This window comes from Rhizobium sp. N621 (assembly GCF_001664325.1).
Classification (GTDB): domain Bacteria; phylum Pseudomonadota; class Alphaproteobacteria; order Rhizobiales; family Rhizobiaceae; genus Rhizobium; species Rhizobium esperanzae.
In genome coordinates this window covers 279,797-301,870 of the sequence record NZ_CP013498.1, presented here as the reverse complement: position 1 = coordinate 301,870, position 22,074 = coordinate 279,797, and the positions used below count along the sequence as shown (strand labels likewise).

The 22,074-nt window shown below is 61.1% G+C and carries 18 protein-coding genes; 9 read left to right on the top strand and 9 right to left on the bottom strand.

Annotation, left to right across the window (positions count from 1 at the left end; translation table 11 throughout):
* Nucleotides 1–80 precede the first annotated feature (80 nt).
* From AMK00_RS26030 to AMK00_RS26020, 3 genes are read left to right on the top strand one after another with little or no spacing between them, the layout of a single operon-like run.
* Nucleotides 81–2,789: a sensor histidine kinase gene (locus tag AMK00_RS26030; protein WP_064812178.1), complete on the top strand. Its 2,709-nt coding sequence runs from the start codon at nt 81–83 to the stop codon at nt 2,787–2,789.
* Entirely contained in the window at nt 2,786–3,478 is a 693-nt protein-coding gene (locus tag AMK00_RS26025) for a response regulator transcription factor (RefSeq protein ID WP_064808457.1), read from the top strand. The genes AMK00_RS26030 and AMK00_RS26025 overlap by 4 nt, the downstream gene beginning before the upstream one ends.
* Nucleotides 3,479–3,519: 41 nt before the next feature.
* On the top strand, nt 3,520–3,975 hold the full coding sequence (locus AMK00_RS26020) for a PTS sugar transporter subunit IIA (RefSeq protein WP_064808455.1): 456 nt from the start codon (nt 3,520–3,522) through the stop codon (nt 3,973–3,975).
* A 45-nt stretch (nt 3,976–4,020) separates the two neighbouring features.
* Here the strand turns inward: AMK00_RS26020 and AMK00_RS26015 are convergent, their stop codons facing one another.
* Nucleotides 4,021–5,037, bottom strand: coding sequence for a porin (locus AMK00_RS26015; protein ID WP_064808453.1), 1,017 nt, complete (start codon nt 5,035–5,037; stop codon nt 4,021–4,023).
* A gap of 360 nt (nt 5,038–5,397) precedes the next feature.
* Here AMK00_RS26015 and AMK00_RS26005 point away from each other — a divergent pair, with 360 nt between their 5' ends.
* The 5 genes from AMK00_RS26005 to AMK00_RS25985 all read left to right on the top strand — a co-directional run bounded on the left by AMK00_RS26005 (nt 5,398) and on the right by AMK00_RS25985 (nt 10,266).
* Nucleotides 5,398–6,423 carry a sulfate ABC transporter substrate-binding protein gene (locus AMK00_RS26005; protein ID WP_064812176.1) on the top strand — a complete coding sequence of 342 codons (1,026 nt, stop codon included), beginning with the start codon at nt 5,398–5,400 and terminating at the stop codon, nt 6,421–6,423.
* Between the two features lie 8 nt (nt 6,424–6,431).
* Nucleotides 6,432–7,289 carry a sulfate ABC transporter permease subunit CysT gene (gene cysT / locus AMK00_RS26000; protein ID WP_064808447.1) on the top strand — a complete coding sequence of 286 codons (858 nt, stop codon included), beginning with the start codon at nt 6,432–6,434 and terminating at the stop codon, nt 7,287–7,289.
* Nucleotides 7,279–8,151, top strand: coding sequence for a sulfate ABC transporter permease subunit CysW (gene cysW / locus AMK00_RS25995; protein ID WP_064808445.1), 873 nt, complete (start codon nt 7,279–7,281; stop codon nt 8,149–8,151). The genes cysT and cysW overlap by 11 nt, the downstream gene beginning before the upstream one ends.
* A gap of 10 nt (nt 8,152–8,161) precedes the next feature.
* Nucleotides 8,162–9,202 carry a sulfate/molybdate ABC transporter ATP-binding protein gene (locus AMK00_RS25990; RefSeq protein ID WP_064808443.1) on the top strand — a complete coding sequence of 347 codons (1,041 nt, stop codon included), beginning with the start codon at nt 8,162–8,164 and terminating at the stop codon, nt 9,200–9,202.
* A 245-nt stretch (nt 9,203–9,447) separates the two neighbouring features.
* Entirely contained in the window at nt 9,448–10,266 is an 819-nt protein-coding gene (locus AMK00_RS25985; RefSeq protein WP_064808441.1) for a cell wall hydrolase, read from the top strand.
* A 31-nt stretch (nt 10,267–10,297) separates the two neighbouring features.
* On the opposite strand, the gene pepT is transcribed toward AMK00_RS25985, so the two are convergent.
* Together pepT and AMK00_RS25975 are read right to left on the bottom strand one after the other, a co-directional pair.
* Complete coding sequence (pepT, locus tag AMK00_RS25980; protein ID WP_064812175.1) at nt 10,298–11,530, bottom strand: peptidase T; 1,233 nt, start codon at nt 11,528–11,530, stop codon at nt 10,298–10,300.
* A 306-nt stretch (nt 11,531–11,836) separates the two neighbouring features.
* Entirely contained in the window at nt 11,837–13,168 is a 1,332-nt protein-coding gene (locus AMK00_RS25975; protein WP_064808438.1) for an epoxide hydrolase family protein, read from the bottom strand.
* Nucleotides 13,169–13,395: 227 nt separating this feature from the next.
* Between AMK00_RS25975 and ligD (AMK00_RS25970) the strand changes: the two genes are divergently transcribed.
* Nucleotides 13,396–16,044 (top strand): DNA ligase D, encoded by a 2,649-nt coding sequence (ligD, locus tag AMK00_RS25970; RefSeq protein ID WP_064808437.1) that lies wholly within the window; start codon nt 13,396–13,398, stop codon nt 16,042–16,044.
* Nucleotides 16,045–16,079: 35 nt separating this feature from the next.
* Here the strand turns inward: ligD (AMK00_RS25970) and ligD (AMK00_RS25965) are convergent, their stop codons facing one another.
* The 6 genes from ligD (AMK00_RS25965) to AMK00_RS25940 all read right to left on the bottom strand — a co-directional run bounded on the left by ligD (AMK00_RS25965) (nt 16,080) and on the right by AMK00_RS25940 (nt 21,940).
* On the bottom strand, nt 16,080–17,144 hold the full coding sequence (ligD, locus tag AMK00_RS25965) for a non-homologous end-joining DNA ligase (RefSeq protein ID WP_064808435.1): 1,065 nt from the start codon (nt 17,142–17,144) through the stop codon (nt 16,080–16,082).
* 3 nt (nt 17,145–17,147) lie between these two features.
* Nucleotides 17,148–17,966 carry a non-homologous end joining protein Ku gene (gene ku / locus AMK00_RS25960; RefSeq protein WP_064808434.1) on the bottom strand — a complete coding sequence of 273 codons (819 nt, stop codon included), beginning with the start codon at nt 17,964–17,966 and terminating at the stop codon, nt 17,148–17,150.
* A gap of 12 nt (nt 17,967–17,978) precedes the next feature.
* The gene (ku, locus tag AMK00_RS25955) at nt 17,979–18,878 is read right to left on the bottom strand and encodes a non-homologous end joining protein Ku (protein ID WP_064808432.1); all 900 of its coding nucleotides are present in this window, start codon (nt 18,876–18,878) and stop codon (nt 17,979–17,981) included.
* 228 nt (nt 18,879–19,106) lie between these two features.
* The gene (locus AMK00_RS25950) at nt 19,107–20,165 is read right to left on the bottom strand and encodes an ABC transporter ATP-binding protein (protein WP_046977162.1); all 1,059 of its coding nucleotides are present in this window, start codon (nt 20,163–20,165) and stop codon (nt 19,107–19,109) included.
* 4 nt (nt 20,166–20,169) lie between these two features.
* Complete coding sequence (locus AMK00_RS25945) at nt 20,170–21,000, bottom strand: carbohydrate ABC transporter permease (protein ID WP_016737554.1); 831 nt, start codon at nt 20,998–21,000, stop codon at nt 20,170–20,172.
* A gap of 4 nt (nt 21,001–21,004) precedes the next feature.
* Nucleotides 21,005–21,940 carry a carbohydrate ABC transporter permease gene (locus tag AMK00_RS25940; protein WP_064808430.1) on the bottom strand — a complete coding sequence of 312 codons (936 nt, stop codon included), beginning with the start codon at nt 21,938–21,940 and terminating at the stop codon, nt 21,005–21,007.
* Nucleotides 21,941–22,074 lie beyond the last annotated feature (134 nt).

Sequence of the window (22,074 nt, the reverse complement as noted above, 5' to 3'; positions counted from 1 at the left end):
CGGGGAGAAGGTGGCGGCAGCCGGATGAGGGGCTGGTCTCGCCGATCTCAGGTACAGCCATTCGCAGAAAGACCACACGCATGCCAGACGACAACCGCGACCAGGCCGGCAGGCCCTCGCCCGATGCGCTGCTCGAAAAAGCCCGGGCGGAGATGCGCGGCCGTCTGAAGATCTTTCTGGGCGCCGCTCCAGGTGTCGGCAAGACTTACGAAATGCTGGTCTCCGGCCGTGCCAAGATCGCCGACGGCCTCGACGTCGTCATCGGCGTTGTCGAGACTCACGGCCGCAAGGAGACCGAGGCGCTGCTCGTCGGTTTCGAGATCATTCCTCGCGTCAAGATCGACTATAAGGGCCGTCCGCTCGAGGAAATGGACCTCGACGGCATCCTCGCCCGCAGGCCCGATCTCGTGCTGGTCGATGAACTCGCCCATACCAATGCCGAGGGCAGCCGGCACCCGAAGCGCTACCTCGACGTCAAGGAATTGCTCGATCGCGGCATCGACGTCTATACGACGCTCAACATCCAGCATGTCGAGAGCCTGAACGACGTCGTCTCGCAGATCACCCGCATCCGCGTGCGCGAGACGGTGCCGGATTCGATCATCGACCTTGCCGACGACGTCGAGATCATCGATCTGACGCCGGACGATCTGATCAAGCGCCTGCATGACGGCAAGGTCTATGTGCCCCGCACCGCCGAGCGGGCGCTGACCAACTATTTCACCCCGGGCAACCTGACGGCGCTGAGAGAACTTGCGCTGCGCAAAACCGCGCAGCGCGTCGACGATCAGTTGCTCACCCATATGCAGGCTCACGCGATCTCCGGCCCCTGGGCGGCGGGCGAACGTGTCCTCGTCTCGATCGACCATCATCCGCGCTCCGCCTCGCTGGTGCGATATGCAGCCCGTATGGCCTCGCGCCTGCGCGCGCCCTGGGCCGCCGTCTATGTCGAGACCAACCGTTCGGTCAATCTGACCGAAGCCGAGCGCGATACCGTTGCCGCAACGCTGCGTCTTGCCGAACAGCTCGGCGGCGAGGCGATCACCATACCCGGCCGCGAGGTCGCCGAAGAGCTCGTCCGTCACGCCACCGCCAACAACGTCACCCACATCGTCATCGGCGCCCCCAAGGCGGCGACGTGGCGTGACTGGTGGAGCCGTTCGATCACTGACGAACTGATCCGCAAGACCGGCGAGATCAGCGTCCATGTCATTTCAGGCAACGAGAAGGACGGCACCACCGCGCGCGGCGTCCGGGCGGCGGTCACAGCCCCCCAATTCGATTTCAGAGCCTATCTGCTGGCGACCGTCTATGTCGCCATCGCGCTTGGCGTCAGCATCGTGCTCGATCAGGTGCTCGACGTGCGCAACCTCGCCCTCGTCTTCCTGATGGCGGTGCTGACCTCCGCCGTCCTGCATGGTTTACGGCCGGCGCTCTACAGCTGTATTCTCGGCGCGCTGTCCTTCAACTTCTTCTTCCTGCCGCCGCGCTACACGCTGACGATCAGCGATCCGGAAAGCGTGCTTGCCTTCTTCTTCTTCCTCGGCGTCGCCATCATCGCCAGCAATCTGACCGCCACAGTGCAGCGCCAGGCCGCCGCCGCCCGGCAGCGGGCCCGCACGACGGAAGATCTCTATCTCTTCTCGAAAAAGCTCGCCGGCACCGGCACGCTCGATGACGTGCTCTGGGCGACCGCCTTCCAGCTCGCCTCGATGCTGAAGGTCCGCGTCGTGCTGCTGCTGCCCGAAGAAGGCAGCATCGCCGTCAAGGCCGGTTATCCGCCCGACGATACGCTCGACGATGCCGATATCGCCGCCGCCCGCTGGGCCTGGGAGCACAATCACGCCGCCGGCCGCGGCGCCGATACCCTGCCCGGCGCCAAGCGGCTCTATGTGCCGCTCAGAACCGGGCGCACCGCCGTCGGCGTCATCGGCCTCGACAGCGACCGCCGCGACGGGCCGCTGCTGACGCCGGAGCAGCAGCGGCTGCTCGACGCGCTGGCCGATCAGGCGGCCCTTGCGATCGAACGCGTCCAGCTCGTCGCCGATGTCGACCGGGCAAGGCTCGCGGCCGAAGCCGACCGGTTGCGGTCGGCCCTGCTCACCTCGATTTCGCATGACCTGAAAACACCGCTGGCGGCCATCCTCGGCGCCGCCGGCACGCTGCGCGACTATTTTGCATCGATGCCGGAGGAGGACCGCAGCGACCTGCTCTCGACCGTCGTTGACGAATCCGAGCGCCTCAACCGCTTCATCGCCAACCTGCTCGACATGACCAAGATCGAATCCGGTGCGATGGAGCCGAATTTTGCGTTGCATTATGCCGGCGATATCGTCGGCAGCGCGCTGCGTCGCGCCGCAAAGATCCTCGAGCGCCACAAGACCGAGACGAGCATTCCCGCCGACCTGCCGATGGTGCGCGTCGATCCTGTCCTGTTCGAGCAGGTGATCTTCAACCTGCTCGACAATGCCGCGAAATATGCGCCCGAGGGATCGGTGGTCCATATCGAGGGCTGGGCCGATGCCGATAACGTCGTCCTGCAGGTCTCGGACGAAGGTCCGGGCATTCCACCCGCCGATCTCACCCGCGTCTTCGACACCTTCTATCGTGTCCGCAAGGGCGATCAGGTGCGCGCCGGCACCGGCCTCGGCCTTTCCATCTGCCGCGGTTTCATCGAGGCGATGGGCGGCACGATCACCGCCGCCAACCGAAAGGGCCGCCGGGGCGCCGTCTTCGCCATTCACCTGCCGAAGCCCAACGACATACCGAAACTGGACGAACTCAGATGACCGGTTCAGCCGTCAAGATCCTCGTCGTCGACGACGAGCCCCCGATCCGCAAGCTGCTTCGCGTCGGCCTGACCGCGCAGGGCTACGAGGTGCAGGAGGCGCCGAATGCCGTCAGCGCCCGCCGATTGGTCGCCGACGACAAGCCCGATCTCATCGTGCTCGATCTCGGCCTGCCCGACACGCCGGGCCATGACTTGCTTCAGGAGTGGCGCGACGAAGGCCTGTCCATACCCGTCGTCATCCTCTCCAGCCGCACCGACGAGGCCGGCATCGTCAAGGCGCTGGAAAGCGGCGCCGACGATTACGTCACCAAGCCCTTCGGCATCAACGAACTTGGCGCCCGCATCCGCGTGGCGCTGCGCCATCGCCTGCAGCAGCAGGGCGAAAAGGCGATCTTCCAGACCGGCGGGCTGTCGGTCGACCTCGTCAAGCGCATCGTCAAGGTCGACAGCGAGGAAATAAAATTGTCGCCGAAGGAATATGACATCCTGCGCGTGCTCGCCCAGCATGCCGGCAAGGTGCTGACACATCAGTTCCTTTTGAAGCAGGTATGGGGGCCGGCGGCCGATGTGCAATATCTGCGCGTCTACATCAGGCAGCTCAGACAGAAGATCGAGCAGAGCCCCGACCAGCCGCACTATATCACCACCGAGACCGGAGTCGGCTATCGTCTCAGGGAGCCGGACTGACCTGCTCTCTCACCCGCCGCCTGAACTGTATCGAGAATGACATGTATCTTCCCAACATCATACGGCCGGAACACACCTTCATCGGCGTGTCGGCACCGACAAAATGGCGCGCGCTGCATATCATAGCGGACAAGGCAGCCAAGGCCTTTTCCGTCGACAGCCAGACCATTCTGAAGGCGCTCGAAGCGCGTGAGAAGCTCGGTTCCACCGGGATCGGCAATGGCATTGCCATTCCGCATGCCGCGATCGACGGCATGACCAGTCCGCGCGGCCTTCTCATCCGCTTCGCGCAGCCGCTGGATTTCGAAGCGATCGACGATGTCCCGACCGACATCGCCTTTGTGCTCATCTTTGGGGAGAACAATCGCGGCGAATATCTGAACGTCCTGTCGGCCATCGCCCGGCGGCTGCAATCGGATGGCGTGCTTGCCGCTATGCGCAAGGCAAGGACAGCGGACGAATTCTATTCCGATTTCATCGCTGATTCCCGCGCATAAAGCGCGGCCCGAAGGCCGCGCCCGCTTGTCTGCAATCAGACCAACTTAGAAGTCGCGCTGGAAGCGCAGGAAGCCGAAGACTTCGTCGTCGCCTTCGTCCTCGTCGTGGTACTGCACGCTGAGCTTCGTTCTGAGGTCGTCGACGATCCGGTAGTCGATCGTCACACCGGTCGTGTAGGCGCTGCCGCCGGTGAAGCCATTGCCGTCAGCCTCCAGGGCGATGTTTTCGAAGTACTGGAAGCCCGGGGTGACCGTCCACTTGTCGTTGATCTTCAAGGCGTATTCTGCTGCGATCGTCCATTCGGACTCTTCGTAGTAGTAGTTGGCGCCGCTTGCCCAGATGCCGGCGATGCCGAGCGTGCCCGGACCGATGTCGGCATAGACGATGCCGCGGACGGCGACTTCGCTGGTGTCGGTGTCATAACCGGCAAGCAGGTAAGCGCTGATGGCGCCGGCCTTGTAGGAAACCTGGCCTGCGACACCGAAGTTGTTCGGGCCTTCGCCCGGCTTGGTGGCGTAATCTTCTTCCAGCTCATCGACCGAGAGGCCGGCGGCGAAAGCGCCATTCTCGTACTGATAACGGATCGAGTTGTGGGTCGTCTCGTTGCTGGCGAGCGTATCGGTCTCGCCGCTCATGTCGTCGTCCCACCAGCTATAGAGCTTACCGACGCGGAAACCGGCGATGTCGATATAGCCTTCATCCAGCAGCGCTTCCTGATCGGAGGCGTTGTCGGCATTATAACGCAGCGTCATGACGCCGGTCAGCGTGCCGTACTCGGTGTCGTTCTTGGCCTGGAAGGTCACCTGACCGCGAGTCCAGAAGTTTACGTCGGAATCGCCGGCAATGTTGTCACCGAAGCGCACTTCGGTACGGATGTAGCCGCCGATCGAAAGGCATGTTTCCGTTCCCGGAATATAAAAATAGCCGGTACCGTAGGCGTCGCAAACGCGAACATATTCCACGGGCTCGGGTTCCGCCGCCACGATGGCGTCGGCTGCGCGTGCTCCGGATGCCGCGACAAGGGCGGCAACGGAGGCAAAAAGGATAGTTCTGATATTCATTTTGAATGGCCCTAACAGGTTTGGATTGCGAGGCGCATTTCAAGGGATGCCCCCACGTAGCGGCCGGCAAATACGACCGCACCGCCGCCATATAGGAATCCGCAAGTGTCATCGCGGCAAAATCCGGGCAAAAATCAGCTTTACCAAGGTCGCTTGCGGAGGAACTGTGGCAGAAAAAACACGGTTCTGGGGCAGGACGGGGGCGAACTCACGATTGGCCGCGGCCAACTTCGGCAGGTCCATTTCAAAATCACCCCTCAAATGGAATGACATTCTAATAGATACGGCGAAACTGAAAGACATTTCGTTTCATTATACGACTGACTTGATAGAGTTAAGACCGTCATCAGGAGGGTCCCAATGCAGACACAAAGGTTCACCCGGCTCCTCGCAGCCGCGGTCATGGCAGGCAGCTTTGCGATCGGAAGCGTCGCTCCTGTTTTCGCGGATCAGGCGCTTCTCAATGTTTCCTATGATCCGACCCGCGAATTGTACAAGGATTTCAATGCCGCCTTTGCCGCCAAGTGGCAGAAGGATACGGGTGAAACCGTCACGATCAAAGCTTCGCACGGCGGCTCCGGCGCCCAGGCGCGCTCGGTCATCGACGGTCTCGACGCCGACGTCGTGACGCTTGCCCTCGAAGGTGATATCGACGCCATTGCCAAGGCGACGGGGAAGATTCCGGCAGATTGGAAGAGCAAGCTCCCGAACAATTCGACCCCCTACACCTCGACGATCGTCTTCCTCGTGCGCAAAGGCAACCCGAAGGGCATCAAGGATTGGGGCGATCTGATCAAGGATGACGTGCAGGTCATCACGCCGAACCCGAAGACCTCGGGCGGCGCCCGCTGGAACTTCCTGGCGGCCTGGGCTTGGGCCAAACAGGCCAATGGCGGCGACGACGCCAAGGCACAGGATTACGTGACGAAACTGCTGCAGCATGTTCCGGTGCTCGATACCGGCGCCCGTGGCGCGACCACGACTTTCGTCCAGCGCGGCCTCGGCGACGTGCTCCTTGCCTGGGAGAACGAAGCCTATCTCTCGCTCGAAGAACTCGGGCCCGACCAGTTCGAGATCGTGACGCCGTCGTTCTCCATCCGCGCCGACCCGCCGGTCGCCGTTGTCGACGGCAACGTCGACAAGAAGGGGACACGCAAGGTCGCCGAAGCCTATCTCAACTACCTTTATTCGGACGAGGGCCAGAAGATCGCCGCCAAGCACTACTACCGGCCGATCAAGCCCGAAGCCGCCGATCCGGCCGACGTCGCCCGCTTCCCGAAGCTGACTCTTGCCACGATCGAAGACTTCGGCGGCTGGAAAGAAGCGCAGCCGAAATTCTTCGGCGACGGCGGCGTATTTGACCAAATCTACAAGCCGGCCCAATAATAGATTTCATGAGTGCACATAGCCCCACGCGGTGGCGGTTCAGGCGGCCGAGCGTCATTCCGGGTTTCGGAATGGCGCTCGGCCTTACCTTGACCTGGCTCACCCTTCTGATCCTCATTCCGCTCTCCGGCCTTGCCGTCCGGTCGAGCGCGCTCGGCTGGGAGAAATTCTGGTCGATCGCGCTCGATCCGCGTACGCTGAATGCACTGCGCATCAGCTTCGGCACCGCCTTCATCGCCGCGATCGTCAACGCTGTTTTCGGCATCATTCTCGCCTGGGTGCTGGTGCGTTATCGCTTCCCCGGCAAGCGCGTCATCGATGCAATGGTCGATCTGCCTTTCGCGCTGCCGACCGCGGTTGCCGGCATCGCATTGACGACACTTTATGCGCCGAACGGCTGGGTCGGCCAATTCCTGACCCCGCTCGGGATCAAGATCGCCTTCACGCCGGCCGGCATTGTCATAGCGCTGATCTTTGTCGGCCTGCCCTTCGTGGTGCGCACCGTGCAGCCGGTCATGGAGGAAATCGACAAGGAAGTGGAAGAGGCTGCGGCAACGCTCGGCGCCAACCGCTTGCAGACGATTTTCCGCGTGCTGCTGCCGGGGCTGGCGCCTGCCGTTCTCACCGGCTTCGCGCTCGCCTTTGCCCGCGGCGTCGGTGAATATGGTTCGGTCATCTTCATCGCCGGCAACCTGCCGTTCAAATCGGAGATCGCACCGCTGCTGATCGTCATCAAGCTCGAGGAATATAACTACGCTGCGGCGACCGGCATTGCCGCAATCATGCTGATTCTCTCCTTCGGCATGCTGCTCGTCATCAACCTCATCCAGAGCTGGAGCAGGCGGAGGTACGGCTATGGCGCTTGATACGACCACTCAACCCGGCAAATTGCGCTCGGTGACAACAGAACACCGGATCGCCCGCTACAGCCTGATTATCCTTTCGCTCGTCTTCCTGCTGCTGATCTTGCTGCTGCCGCTCGCCGCCGTTTTTGTCGAGGCCTTCCGCAAGGGCGCCAGCCCCTTTCTCGAAGCGCTGCAGGATGTCGAAACCTTCTCGGCGATCCGGCTGACGCTGATCGTCGCCGGCATCAGCGTGCCGCTCAATCTCGCCTTCGGGGTTACCGCTGCCTGGGCGATCGCCAAGTTCGAGTTCAAGGGCAAGGCATTTCTGACGACGCTGATCGACCTGCCCTTTTCCGTTTCGCCGGTCATATCGGGCCTGGTCTTCGTGCTTCTGTTCGGCGCCAATACCTGGCTCGGCCATTGGCTCAGCGCCAATGACATCAAGATCCTGTTCGCCGTTCCGGGGCTTGTCCTGGCGACTATGTTCGTCACCTTTCCCTTCGTCGCCCGCGAACTGATTCCGCTGATGCAGGAACAGGGAACGGCCGACGAAGAGGCGGCCCTGTCGCTCGGCGCTAGCGGCTGGCAAACCTTCTGGTACGTGACGCTGCCGAACATCAAGTGGGGTCTGCTCTACGGCGTGCTGCTCTGCAACGCCCGCGCCATGGGCGAATTCGGGGCCGTGTCGGTCGTCTCCGGCCACATTCGCGGCCAGACGAATACCATGCCGCTGCAGGTGGAAATTCTCTACAACGAATATAATTTCACCGGCGCTTTCGCCGTCGCCACACTTTTGGCGCTGCTCGCGCTCGTGACTCTTGTTTTGAAGACACTGCTGGAAATGCGCTACAGCGCCGAAATATCCGCCAGCCGGCGGCACTGAAGGATTTGAAATGGAAGTACGCGTTCAAAACATTCGCAAGGAATTCGAGCGTTTTCCGGCGCTGCACGACGTCTCGCTCGATATCCGCTCCGGCGAACTGATCGCACTGCTCGGCCCTTCGGGTTCCGGCAAGACGACATTGCTGCGGCTGATCGCCGGATTGGAAAGCCCGACCGAGGGACAGATCTTCTTCGGCGACGAGGATGCCTCGAAGAAATCGGTACAGCAGCGCAATATCGGCTTCGTCTTCCAGCACTACGCGCTCTTCCGCTACATGACGGTGCTCGACAACGTCTCGTTCGGCCTGAGGGTTAGAAAGGGTGCCCGGCGTCCCGCGAAAGCCGACATCCGCAGGCGGGCGCTGGAACTGCTCGACCTCGTGCAGCTTTCCGGTCTCGAAAAACGCTATCCCGCCCAGCTTTCCGGCGGACAGCGCCAGCGTGTGGCACTCGCCCGCGCCATGGCGGTCGAGCCGAACGTGTTGCTGCTCGACGAACCTTTCGGAGCGCTCGATGCCCAGGTGCGCAAGGACCTGCGCAAATGGCTGCGCGAAATCCACGACCGCACCGGCCACACCACCGTCTTCGTCACCCACGACCAGGATGAGGCGCTGGAGCTTGCCGACCGCGTCGTCGTCATGAGCCAGGGTGCGATCGAGCAGGTCGGGACGCCCGACGAAGTCTATGATTATCCGAACTCGCCCTTCGTCTTCGGCTTCATCGGCCAGTCGAATTGCCTGCAGGTCGAAATCGCAGACGGCGACATCCGCTTCGAAGGCCGCTCGCTCGGCCTCAATGCCGAGGGTGAGCCCGACGGACCGGCGCAGCTCTACTTCCGCCCGCATGATGTCAGGCTCTGCGAATCAGCCGAAAACTGCATTGCCGGCCAGCCGGTCTCCAGCCGCCGCGTCGCCGGCACCCGTCATATCGAGCTCGATATCGGCAGTGAGCGCCCGCACGTCGAAATCGAACTGCCGCCGAGCGAGGCCGACAGGCTCGACCGGCACCGGGTGGCATTCAAGCCGACTCGCTGGAAGCTGTTTCGCAGCTGATTCGAATTTCAGCGTCTTTTCCGACGGGCAGCAGGCTCTCTAACAGCTTGAGTTGGTGCATAATTCCTTAATTTTTGGGGATTATGCAGCAGACGGCCGCAGGCTAATCGCCGGAATCGCACCCGGCGAGAGTCTCTAAAGCCTTTTGTGATCTCTGGTTGTTTGTATTTCAGTCATATGACGAGTAAAAGATTTTTCGCGTTAATCATAAAGGGCTGGACTAATCCCATAGGAGGCACCTGGCGTTGAGGGCGGAGATTTCCTTTGGAAAATCCCTGATCGGGATTTTATTCGTAGGACTGGCGGCCGCAGGCTGCACCACAACACCAAAGCCGGCGACGACGCCGGCAAAGACAAAACAGGCTCAAGCGGCGAAAGTCACTTTCAATTATACCGCCAAGGATCGCGACTGCCTGAAGCGCGCGATGTATTTCGAATCGCAGCATTCCGACGAGGATGGTTATCTGGCCGTCGGCACCGTCGTCATGAACAGGCTGACGTCGGGCGCCTATCCACCGTCGATCTGCGGTGTTGTCGCCCAGGAGAAGCAGTTTGCGCCTGGAGTCATGACGCGGGAAGTCAAGCCGCAGGCCGAACCGGAACTCGCCACCGCGGCCGATGCGATCCTGCTGAAGGGTGCGCGCCATCCCCAGGTGAAGGACGCGATGTTCTTCCACACCGACGGTCTGAAATTCCCTTACGACAACATGCATTACGTGACGGTCGCCGGCGGCAATGCCTTCTACGAGAAGCGCGATTCCAACGGCATGCTGGAAACGCCGCCGCCGCTGCCGTCCTATGAGGTAGCGATGAATTATGTGCCTGGCGAAAGCATGCTGCCGCCGCAGTTCGAGGCGCTGATACCCTCCGCCGTTCCCGTTCCTCTGCCGGCCCCCGATCCGATGCCGACGGCGAGCACGGCGCCGATGCAGATAACGGCCCCGGTGACCCAACCGGAAACCGCGCCTGCGCCCGAGCCGGCAATGCGGATCGCGATCCCGACGCCCCGTCCCGCCTATGACAGCGTGATGCTGCGCGGCGAGATCCCGGTAAACGGCGGATAAACCTGTATTTCGTTCAAGTGGGAAGAGCGCCTTAGGCGCGCTCCTCCCAGATCTTCGCAAGCTCCACGATCGTTGCGACGGCTTTTTCCATGTCCTGGCGGCTCACCCATTCGAGCGGCGAGTGGAAGGCATGGCCGCCGGCAAAAATGTTCGGGCACGGCAGCCCCATGAAGGAGAGCCGCGAGCCGTCCGTGCCGCCGCGAATGCTGCCGCGCACCGGCGTCATGCCGGCACGACGCACGGCCTCAAGCGCGTTCTCGACAATCTCCGGATGGCGGTCGAGCACCGTCTTCATGTTGCGGTATTGTTCCGTCACCTGGAAATGGTAGGTCGAGCCGGGATAGGCCGACATCACCTGCTTGACGATGGTTTCGAGCATCGCCTCCTTTTGCGCGAGCCCCTCGTCGGTAAAGTCGCGAACGATGAAGCTCAACGACGCCTTTTCCATCGAGCCGGTCACGCCGACCGGATGGATGAAGCCCTGCTTGCCTTCCGTCGTCTCCGGCGCCACGTCCTTCGGCAACCGGTCGATGATGGCGCCGGCGATCTTGATGGCGTTCTCCATGCGGTCCTTGGCGAAACCCGGATGTATCGCCACGCCCGATATGCTGATCTCGACGCCGTCGGCCGAAAAGGTTTCGTCCTCGACGTGGCCCACCGTCTCGCCGTCCATCGTATAGGCGAAGTCCGCTCCGAGTTTATCCAGATCGACCTTGTTGACGCCGCGTCCGACTTCCTCGTCGGGCGTGAACAGGATCTTGATCGTTCCGTGCCGGATATCGGGATTGTCGACGAGAACCCGGGCCGCGGTCATGATTTCTGCCAGTCCCGCCTTGTCATCGGCGCCGAGCAAGGTCGTGCCATCAGTCGTGACGATGTCGTTGCCGATCTGGTTGCTGAGCTCGGGATGCTCGGCGACACGGATCACCCGGCTAGAATCGCCGACAAGCCTGATATCGCCGCCCGCATAATTCCTGACGATCTGCGGCTTGACGTCGGTGCCGCTGAAATCGGGCGCCGTGTCCATATGCGAGCAGAAACAGATGACCGGCACCGGCTTGTCGCTATTTCCAGGAATGGTCCCATAGACATAACCGTGTTCGTCCAGATGCGCGTCCGCAAGGCCGATCTCCAGCAGCTCGTCGACCAGAAGCCGGCCGAGATCCTTCTGCTTTTCGGTGGTCGGCTGCGTCGATGAAGAGGGATCGGATTGGGTGTCGATAACGACATAGCGGAGAAAGCGGTCGAGAACAGTGTCGGTCATGGCAATCCAGTTCAGTGAGATCTCCCGAGGATATAGCCCTCGCGAGCGATCCGGCAAAAGATTTTTCTGCTGGATAAATGGTTCTATCCCGACGGCAGCTTTATCAAGGGAGGATGGGATGGACTGGACCCGCGTGCGTGCGAAGCCGTCATTCACGGCTCCCTGGCGGGTGCAGGCCACCAGCCGTCCGGCGCGACCCAGGCGTGCCGCTGCACCTTACCAAAGGCCGAGCCCCGGAGGTCACGTCGGACTTGGAAATAGCTGTCGCGCGGCACCAGGGAGGAGCCGCGCCAGCTCGAAGCGCAGTCAGCGAACTGATTTGAAGGCAGCCCGCAGTTCTTGCGCAAACAGCTGGGGCTGCTCCCAAGCAGCAAAGTGTCCGCCTCGCTCCACCTGATGGTAGTAAACGAGAGAAGGATAAGCCTGTCGACTCCAGCTCTCCGGCGCCTTATAGATCTCCTTCTGAAAAACCGTGATGCCGACAGGGATCTTGATATCCTTTGTCTTCTGCGCCTCGGAGCTGAAGTTATTGTTGTTGTTTTCCCAGTAGAACCGCGAGGACGACGCGCCGGTATTGGTCAACCAGTAGAGCGTAATATCGTTCAGCATTTCGTCTCTGGTCAGAACGCGTTCGGGAACGCCGTCACTGTCGCTCCATTGGACAAACTTTTCATAAATCCATGACGCCAATCCGGACGGGGAATCTGACAGCGAGTAACCGATTGTCTGGGGCCGCGTTACCATCATGGCGCCATAGGCGGCATTGCGGCCAAAAAAGGCGCTCAGAGAGTCGTAGGCCCCTTTTTCCGCTGGGGACAGTCCGGCAGGGGCCGCGTCGCCATTGTTGATCGCCCGCATGAGATCGCCCGGTACAGTCGCCGGCATGTTCAAATGGATTGCCAGCAAGCCTTTCGGTGCTTGCCGTGCCAAGGCGTCGGATATCACCGAGCCGTGATCGCCACCCTGCGAAACGTAATGCGTGTAACCCAGGCGCTTCACCAGGACGTCCCAGGCGCGGGCAACGCGGTCAGGTCCCCATCCCTGATCTGTCGGTCGGCCGGAAAAGCCGTAGCCGGGAATCGAAGGAATAATCACGTCGAACGCATCTTCCGGCTTGCCACCATAGGCCGTGGGATCGGTGAGAGGTCCGATCGTCTTGATGAACTCGAAGATCGATCCCGGCCAGCCATGAGTCAAGATGACCGGGAGAGCATTCGGATAACGGGAGCGGACGTGAATGAACTGAATGTCGACGCCGTCGATCGTCGTGATGAACTGCGGCAGGGCGTTCAGCTGGTCTTCGGCTTTGCGCCAGTCGTAGTCGGTCCCCCAATAGCGGACAAGGTCCTGAACGCGCGCCAGCTGGATGCCCTGCGAGATATCTCCGACCGTCTCCTTATCCGGCCAACGTGTCTCTGCTATACGTCGTTTGAGATCATCAAGCTGGCTCTGATCGACATGAATGCGGAAAGGGCGGATACTCTCATCCAACGCCGGTCTTGCTTGGACGGTCGTTACGCCGGCTTCTTCTGCGCGTGCGGACTGCAGGTAAGACATCGTTGCCAACGATCCGACGGCGATGGCGATCGCCCGCCCGAGCAGCGGGCTCGACTTGGAAAACTTTGCAATAGTGGTCATGGGATAGCCTCCTTCGCTTGGCGTTCTGCGACTTTCTCGCGATTGGAGTGCTAGACGGTCGATGTATCACTTATGTTTCCGGCTGATGCTTGTTCTGTTGCAGAATGTAGCGTCGCGGTCGTCAGATACGCGATCTAACAAATGGGTGCGGGGACAGTCGAACGCGCCGGCGGCTGGAACAACGATCACCGCTAGTTCGTTTGAGGACCGAATATCCGGAAACAGCCATGGCCAGCGACAAGCTATCAAGCTACCGATCAAAACGCGATTTTCAGAAGACCGCTGAGCCCAGCGGCGAGCGGTCCCTCAAACAGAGCAACCGCCGTCGCTTTGTCATCCAGAAGCACGATGCGACACGGCTGCACTACGACCTGCGGCTCGAGCTCGATGGCGTGTTCAAGAGCTGGGCCGTCACCAAAGGCCCATCGCTCGATCCGCACGACAAGCGGCTGGCGGTCGAGGTCGAGGATCATCCCCTCGATTATGGCGACTTCGAAGGCACTATTCCGAAAGGCCAGTATGGCGGTGGCACGGTCATGCTGTGGGATCGCGGCTATTGGGAGCCGGAGGGCAGGAAGAGCCCGGAGCAGGCGCTTTCCAAGGGTGATTTCAAGTTCACGCTCGAAGGCGAGCGCCTGCACGGGAGCTTCGTGCTGGTGCGCATGCGCAACGATCGCGAGCGCAGCAAGCGTACCAACTGGCTGTTGATCAAGCATCATGACGAGTTCTCCGTGGACGAGAACGGTGCTTCCATCCTCGAAGAAAACGTCACCTCGGTGGCCTCAGGCCGCAGCATGGAAATGATCGCAGCCGGCAAGGGGCGCAAGCCGAAACCCTTCATGGTGGAGGGCGGCAAGGTCCAGGCGGACGCCGTCTGGGACAGCAATCACGGATTGGCCGCCGAGGAGCGGCAGTCGGAGGCGAGTGCGGGAAAGCGCGCCGGTACTGCGACGGCGGTTGATCTTCCGGATTTCATCGCGCCGCAACTCTGCGAGAAGGTCGAGCGACCGCCTGGCGGGGACGGTTGGATCCATGAGATCAAGTTCGATGGATATCGCATTCAGATGCGCGTGCTCGATGGCGAAGTCACCTTGAAGACCAGGAAAGGCCTCGACTGGACGACCAAGTACCCCGAAATCGCCGAGGCGGCGTCTGGGCTTCCGGATTGTATCCTCGATGGCGAGATTTGCGCTCTCGACGAGCAAGGTGCGCCTAACTTCGCGGCACTCCAGGCGGCGCTATCGGAGGGCAAGACCGCCAGCCTCGTCTACTTCGCCTTCGACCTGCTCTATGACGGCGGCGAGGATCTCCGGTCGAAGCCCCTGATCGAGCGAAAGAGGCGATTGCAGGAGCTCCTCACCGAGGCCGGCAACGATCCTCGGATCCGCTACGTCGAACATTTCGAGACCGGCGGTGACGCCGTCCTCAGATCGGCATGCAAGCTCTCGCTGGAAGGCATCATCTCAAAACAGACAGATGCCCCCTATCAATCCGGACGAACGGAAAGCTGGGCAAAGTCAAAATGCCGGGCGGGGCACGAGGTGGTGATCGGCGCCTACGCCAAAACCAACGGCAGGTTTCGTTCCCTTCTCGCCGGTGTTTTTCGCGGCGATCATTTTGTCTATGTCGGCCGTGTCGGAACCGGCTACGGCGCCAAGAAAGTCGAAACGTTGCTTCCGAAATTGAAGGCGCTGGAGACGGCGAGATCGCCCTTCACGGGTATCGGTGCTCCGAAGAAGCAGGCCGAGGTCGTCTGGGTAAAGCCCGAGCTTGTCGCCGAAATCGAATTCGAGGGGTGGACAGCGGACGGTCTCGTCCGCCAAGCAGCCTTCAAAGGATTGCGCGAAGATAAGCCTGCTCGGGAAGTCGAGGCGGAGCCACCGGTAAGACCCTCCAAAGCGGACATCGCGGAGCCGGTTCCGAGAGCCAGGCAAACACCGGCGCGCCGCAAGGGTGCGAAGGCTGATGTCATGGGAGTGCTCATCTCAAACCCGGACAAACCATTGTGGCCGGATGCCAACGGCAGCGAACCGGTCACGAAGGAAGAATTGGCGGGCTATTACGAGGCAGTCGGCGACTGGATGATCCACCACATCAAGGGCAGGCCCTGCTCTATCATCCGCGCCCCGGATGGAGTTGGCGGCGAGCAGTTCTTTCAGCGCCATGCGATGCCGGGACAATCGAACCTGCTCGACCTGGTCAAGGTGTTCGGGGACAAAAAGCCATACCTGCAGATCGATCGCATCGAAGGCCTTGCCGCGGTCGCCCAGATCGCAGCGGTCGAACTCCATCCGTGGAATTGCGAACCCGGTCAACCGGAAGTTCCTGGTCGTCTGGTGTTCGACCTCGATCCCGGGCCTGACGTTCCCTTTGCCACGGTCGTTGCCGCTGCCCGCGAAATGCGCGATCGGCTGGAAAACCTCGGACTGATCAGCTTTTGCAAGACGACGGGCGGCAAGGGCCTGCATGTCGTGACCCCGCTTGCGGTCAATAAGCGCAAGCCGCTGTCATGGCCCGAGGCAAAGGCTTTCGCGCATGACGTCTGCCAGCAGATGGCCCGGAACAACCCCGATCTCTACCTTATCAAGATGACGAAGAGCCTGAGGGGCGGTCGCATTTTCCTCGATTACCTGCGCAATGATCGCATGGCGACGGCCGTAGCGCCGCTTTCTCCTCGAGCCCGCCCCGGTGCGACGGTATCAATGCCTCTGACGTGGACGCAGGTGAAATCAGATCTCGACCCTAAAAGGTTCACGATCCGAACCGTACCTGCCTTGCTATCGAAGTCGTCCGCCTGGAAGGATTATTGTGAGGGGCAGCGTCCCTTGGAGCAGGCGATCAAGAGGCTCGGCCGTGCCGGCAAGCATGCCGCGTGACCAGGAGCGGGCGCAGCTCGCGGCCCTGAATGACTTCATCTGATCGCAGCCGGGCCATCAGCCATATCGAAGACGGCAGCATTATCCTGGATCTCGCGGAGCCCCTTATATGAGGGGTGGCGTAGGCTGCCCTCACGCGTCCAGCCGCGAAACTCGATTTCGGCGATGAGGGTCGGTTGCGAAAAAACAAGCCGCTTCCCTTTCAGCGGCACGACGGGTTTTTTCGTTTGGAGACAGTTCAGCGTCTTGCGCAAATATTCCGCCTCGGTTCGATTGAACCCCGTGCCGACGGACCCGACATAGATCCAGTCGTGACCCTTTCGACCCGCAAGCAACAGACTGCCGAGCCCGCCGCGGGTGCTGGCCGATTCCTCGTAACCCACGATCATGAAGCTGTCGCTGTGAACACATTTGATCTTCTGCCAATCCCCGAGGCGGCCACTCCGGTAAGAACTGTCCCTGCGTTTTGCGATGATGCCTTCCAGGCCCAGACGGCATGCGTGCTCGAGCAGTTCCTCGCCACCCAAATCCAGTTCTTGCGAGAACCGAATGGCGCCACCGTCGGTCTCGGGGATCAGATCTTCCAGTAAATGACGGCGCACCGACAGTTCCGTGCGCGTCAGGTCGTGACCGTCGAGATACAACAGATCGAAGGCGTAGAATATGGATTCGGTCGATATCCGCTTGCCACCCCTGCCGCCGAGCGAGCGCTGCAACGCTCCGAAATCCGAGCGACCCTCTTCATCGAGGACGACGGCTTCTCCGTCGAGAATGCAGCTCGACACACCGAGTTTTCTTGCCCCCGCGGCGATCGTCGGAAATCGATGGGTCCAGTCATGGCCGCCACGAGTGAGAATGCGAATACCCTTTGGCTCGATGTGGAGCGCCAATCGGTAGCCGTCCCACTTCACCTCATAAAGCCAATCCGGCCCTTGCGGCACCGTCTGCTTCAGCAGCGCCAGGCAGGGCTCCACTCTGGACGGCATTGCATCGAACGGCAGGTTTGGCTGGTCCGGATCACGCCGACGGACAGGCCGCGATTGTATCGAAGAACCGGAGTCGCGAAGGAGAGGAGCGGAGAGGCCGCGTGATCTGGTCATCACTCAATGCCTGCCGGATCGGTTCTCGGCATCGACGGATTTGCGCAGCGCCTCCATGATATTGATGACGTTGCTGGGAGCCGGCTCTGCCTTCTCCCTGCCCTTAGATTTCGCTTTAACAGGCTTTTTCATCTGTTTCTTCTTGGCCTCGATGAGGTCGAGCAGCCGATCCTGCACGGGGTCGGAGGCCATCTTCGGGTTCCAATGCTGCGTCTGCTTCTTGATGAGTTGCTGAACCAGCGGCATCATTTGGCTGTCCGCCGGTTGATCGTCGACCCGTTCGAAATAGCTCTCCGCGTCGCGCACTTCATCACCGTATCGCAGGGTCCAAAGGACGATGCCCTTGCCGCGTGGCTCCAGCATGACGGCACGCTCGCGGCGTGCAATCACCAGCCGCGAGATGCCGACCATGTCTTCTGCCGCCATCGCATCGCGGATCACCGAGAACGCCTCCTGGCCGACCGGATCGTCGGGTGAAAGATAGTAGGGCGTGTCGAGCCAGATCCATTCGACGCTGTTGCGGGGCGTAAACACTCCGATATCGATCGTCTTGGTGCTTTCAAGCGCAACGTTCTCCAACTCCTCGTCTTCGAGCAAGACGTATTCGTTCTCACCGCGCTGATAGGCTTTCACCTCATCTTCATCTTTCACGTCCTTGCCGGTGACCGCATCGACATAGTGGCTGATGACGCGGTTTTGAGTCGCGCGATTGAGCGTGTGAAAGCGCACCTTCTCGTTTTCTGAGGTGGCCGGCATCATCTGCACCGGGCAGGTGACGAGCGATAGCTTCAGATAGCCTTTCCAGTATGGCCGGATCGCCATGGCAACCTCCGATCACCCGGTGCGGCGCTGATGAGCGCCGCCGGGGCTGCGGGATTTCGGCGTCGATGCGCGTGCGGCCTTCTGCCTGCTCTTGCCGGCATTGGCATTTGCGGCGGTGCGCTTCGTCTTTGCTGGAGCCGTCATGCCGGCGCTTTCGCGTAGCGCCTGCAACAGGTCGTTCGGTTTCACAGCGGGGGGAGCTTTTTTCTTCGGCAGGGTGCGGCCTTCGATCTTGGCCTTCACCAGTTCGGCGACTGCCGCTTCGTAACGATCGTTGAATTCCTTCGGATCGAACTCGCCCTTCTTGGTGTTGATGATATGCTTGGCAAGCTCCAGCATCTCGCCTTCGATCTTGAGATCCGGCATCTCCTCGAAAGCCTTCTCGGAGGAGCGGACTTCATAGTCGAAGTTCAAAGTGGAGCCCACCAGCCCTTTGCCGAGGGGGCGGATGAGAAGCGTCCGCAGGCGCCGGAACAGCACCGTCCGGGCGATGGCCGCGACCTTGGCCTTCTTCATACCATCCCTCAGCAGCTTGAATGCGTCGCTGCCCATCGTGTCGGGGGCCAGATAATAAGGCTTGTCGAAATAGACGTCGTCGACCTCGTCACAAGGAATAAACGCCTCCACCTTCAGCGTTTTGTCGCTTTCGGGAACGGCGGCGGCGACCTCCTCGGGCTCAAGGACAACATAGCGACCATCTTCGATCTCGAAACCCTTGACCTGGTCCTCGCGTTCGACCGGATCGCCGGTCTCGCCGTCCACGAATTCTCGGCGCACCCGATTGCCGGTCTTCCTGTTCAGCGTGTGAAACGCAATCCGCTCGGATGTGGAGGCGGCGGTGTAGAGCGCCACGGGGAAAGCGACCTCTCCGAACTTGATAAAGCCTTTCCAATTCGCTCTCGGGGCAACCATTTCGTACGCGCTCCTGCCGCAACCAGTGCGAGTCAACCGAATCACTTTACGATTGGTTCCGAATCAAAACGAATCAAATTTCAATAGCTTAGCCAAAATGATTCACGCGTTTTCCGAGTCTCGATCATCCCCTTGAATCTGATCGATCTTTTCCACGCCCGGTGCTTTCTGCGATGGGAACAACCAGGAGATAGGAGCGCCTGAGGAGTGGTTTTGATCCTCGACGGCTCAATCGACGCGTTGTCCTTCGCCATCGAACACATGCAGATATTGCGGCGGGAAGGCGACGTTGACCTTCGGCCCCGCCCTCAGCGCATCGCGGTCGAGCGTGAAGATCTTGAACGGCAGGCCGTGAAGCGCGAGGTGCAGGATGATGCCGAAGCCGGTGGGCTCGACGAGCTCCACATCGGTTGCAAGCCCGGTTCCATCATTCGTCATCAGCACATGCTCGGGCCGGATGCCGAGCGTCACCTTCGCGCCGTCTTCAAGCGGCAGCGGCTTTGCCAGCGGCACGATCGTTCCGTCTTTCAGCCGCACGCCACCCGCATCATAATTCGCCTCGAGGAAATTCATCCCCGGCGAACCGATGAAGCCGGCGACGAACAGGTTGGCCGGCCGGTCGTAGAGTTCCAGCGGACTGCCGACCTGCTGGACGACGCCGCCATGCATGGCGACGATCCGGTCGGCCAGCGTCATCGCTTCGATCTGATCGTGGGTGACGTAGATCGAGGTCGCCTTCAGCTCGCCGTGCAGTTTCTTGATTTCGGCGCGCATCTGTTCGCGCAGGCGCGCATCGAGATTGGACAGCGGCTCGTCGAACAGGAAAGCCTTCGGCTGGCGCACGATGGCGCGGCCCATGGCGACGCGCTGGCGCTGGCCGCCGGAAAGCGCCTTCGGCCGCCGTTCAAGCAGCGGGTCGAGGCCGAGCTTGGCGGCGGCCGCCGCCACCGCGCTCGTGATCTTCTCCTTTGCCGTCTTTCGCAGTCTGAGGCTGTAGCTCATATTGCCGGCAACGTTCATGTGCGGATAGAGCGCATAGGACTGGAACACCATGGCAATGTCACGGTCCTTGGGATGCCGTTCGTTCACCCTGGCGCCGGCAATCCGGATTTCGCCCGATGTGACATCCTCCAGCCCGGCAATCATGCGCAGCAGCGTGGACTTGCCGCAGCCGGAAGGGCCGACGAGCACGACGAATTCGCCGTCCCGGATTTCAAGATCGACGCCGTGCAGCACCTGCACGTGGCCATAGGCTTTGCGGATGTTCTGGATGTCGATCGATGCCATTTGTTTAACCCTTGACCGCGCCGGCCGTCAGGCCCTGGACGAGATAACGCTGGATAAGCAGGAAGAAGAGACCGGCCGGGATGAGCGCCAGGACGCCCGCCGCCATCATCTGTCCGAAATCCACCGAGAATTTCGAAACGAAGGTGAGAAGCCCGACCGGGAAGGTCGCCGCGTCATTGCCGTTGATCAGCATCAACGCAAAGAGCAGCTCGCTCCAGGCCGCGGTGAAGACGAAGCCGAGTGTGGCGGCGATGCCGGGCAGCGTCAGCGGCAGGATGATTTGCCGGAAGGCGGTGAACTGCGTTGCCCCGTCGATCATCGCCGCCTCTTCGAGATCTTTGGGGATGCCGTCGAAAAAGGACTGCATCAGGAAGGTGGCGAAGGGCACGTTGAAGGCGGTGTAGACGATAACGAGGCCGGTCAGGCTGTTGGTCAGATGCAAGGGCGACAGGATCTTGAAGATCGGCGCGACCAGCATGACGAGCGGGAACATCTGGGTCAGCAGCATCAAGGCGACAATCCAGTATTTTGCCCGGAAATTGAAACGCGACAATGCGTAGCCTGAGAGCGAGGCGCAGATCGTCACGGTCACGGCCGTCGAGACCGAGACGATCAGACTGTTCTTGAAGAAGGTCGGAAAGGCGCTGTGCTGCAGCACGAAGGCATAGTGATCCCAGCTCGTGCGCGACGGCCACATACGCACGCCTTCGCTATAAAGCAGGTCGTTCGGCGTCACCGAGACCTTCAGCAGCCAGAACAACGGGAAGAGCGCGAAGGCGATGTAGCAGAGGATTGCCAGGCGGTGCGCGATCGTGGGAAGGATGGATCGTCTCATGGTCTCAATCCTTGTTCAGCAGCGTCTGCCTGAGCAGGATGATCAGCATCGAATAGGCGAGCAGCAGGGCAAGCAGCACCAGCGCGATCGCCGAGGCATAACCGAAATCGAGCCGTTTGAACGCCGTCGTGAAAATATAGCTCGCGACGATCTGCGTGCGGTCGGCCGGCCCGCCATTGGTCATGACGACGATCAGATCGGCGAAATTGGAAATCCAGACGGTGCGCAAGAGCACGGTGATGGCGATCGTCGGCGCGAGAAACGGCAGGGTGATGGAGCGGAAGCGCTGAAACCAGCCGGCGCCGTCGATCGAGGCCGCCTCGTAGAGATCGCGCGGGATCGCCTGCAGGGCCGCCAGCAGCGTGATGGCGAAGAAGGGAATGCCCCACCAGACATTGGCGACGATCGGTCCCCACATCGCAAAGTTGGGATCGGAAAGGATATTGCCCGGCGCCTGCATCAGCCCGAGGGCGAAAAGCCAGTGCGGGATCGGCCCGATAACCGGATTGAACAGCCAGGCCCAGTTGAGGCCGGCAAGAAAGGACGGCACCGCCCAGGGCAGGAAGACCAACGCCTGCGCGATCGCCCGGCCCGGGAACGGCTTGTCGAGCAACAGCGCCAGGATGAGCCCGAAGACGAACTGCAGGACGACGGAGGCGCCGGTCCACCAGAGCGTGTTCCTCAGCGCCCCGTAAAAGGCGGCATCGCCCGCAAGCTCGCGGAAATGATCGAGCCCGATGAAGCCGCCGGAAAACGGATTGAGCAGCTGGATATCGCGGAACGCATAGGACACGCCCAATGTCAGCGGCACCAGCATGACCGCGATGATCAGGATCAGCGACGGCGCGCTGTAGAGATAGGGCTCCGAAGCATCGGCAAGACGACGCAGCCACGGCCTGCGGTCGCGACGTATGTCGATAATATCGGCGGAAATGGTCATCGGTTTGCAGTTTCCATTATCTTTACACGGTGAGGCCTTGCGCGGGTGGTGCCTTTGAACTGGGTGGCTGAGGCCCCCTCATCCGACCCTTCGGGCCACCTTCTCCCCTAGGGGAGAAGGGATATGCCGCAACG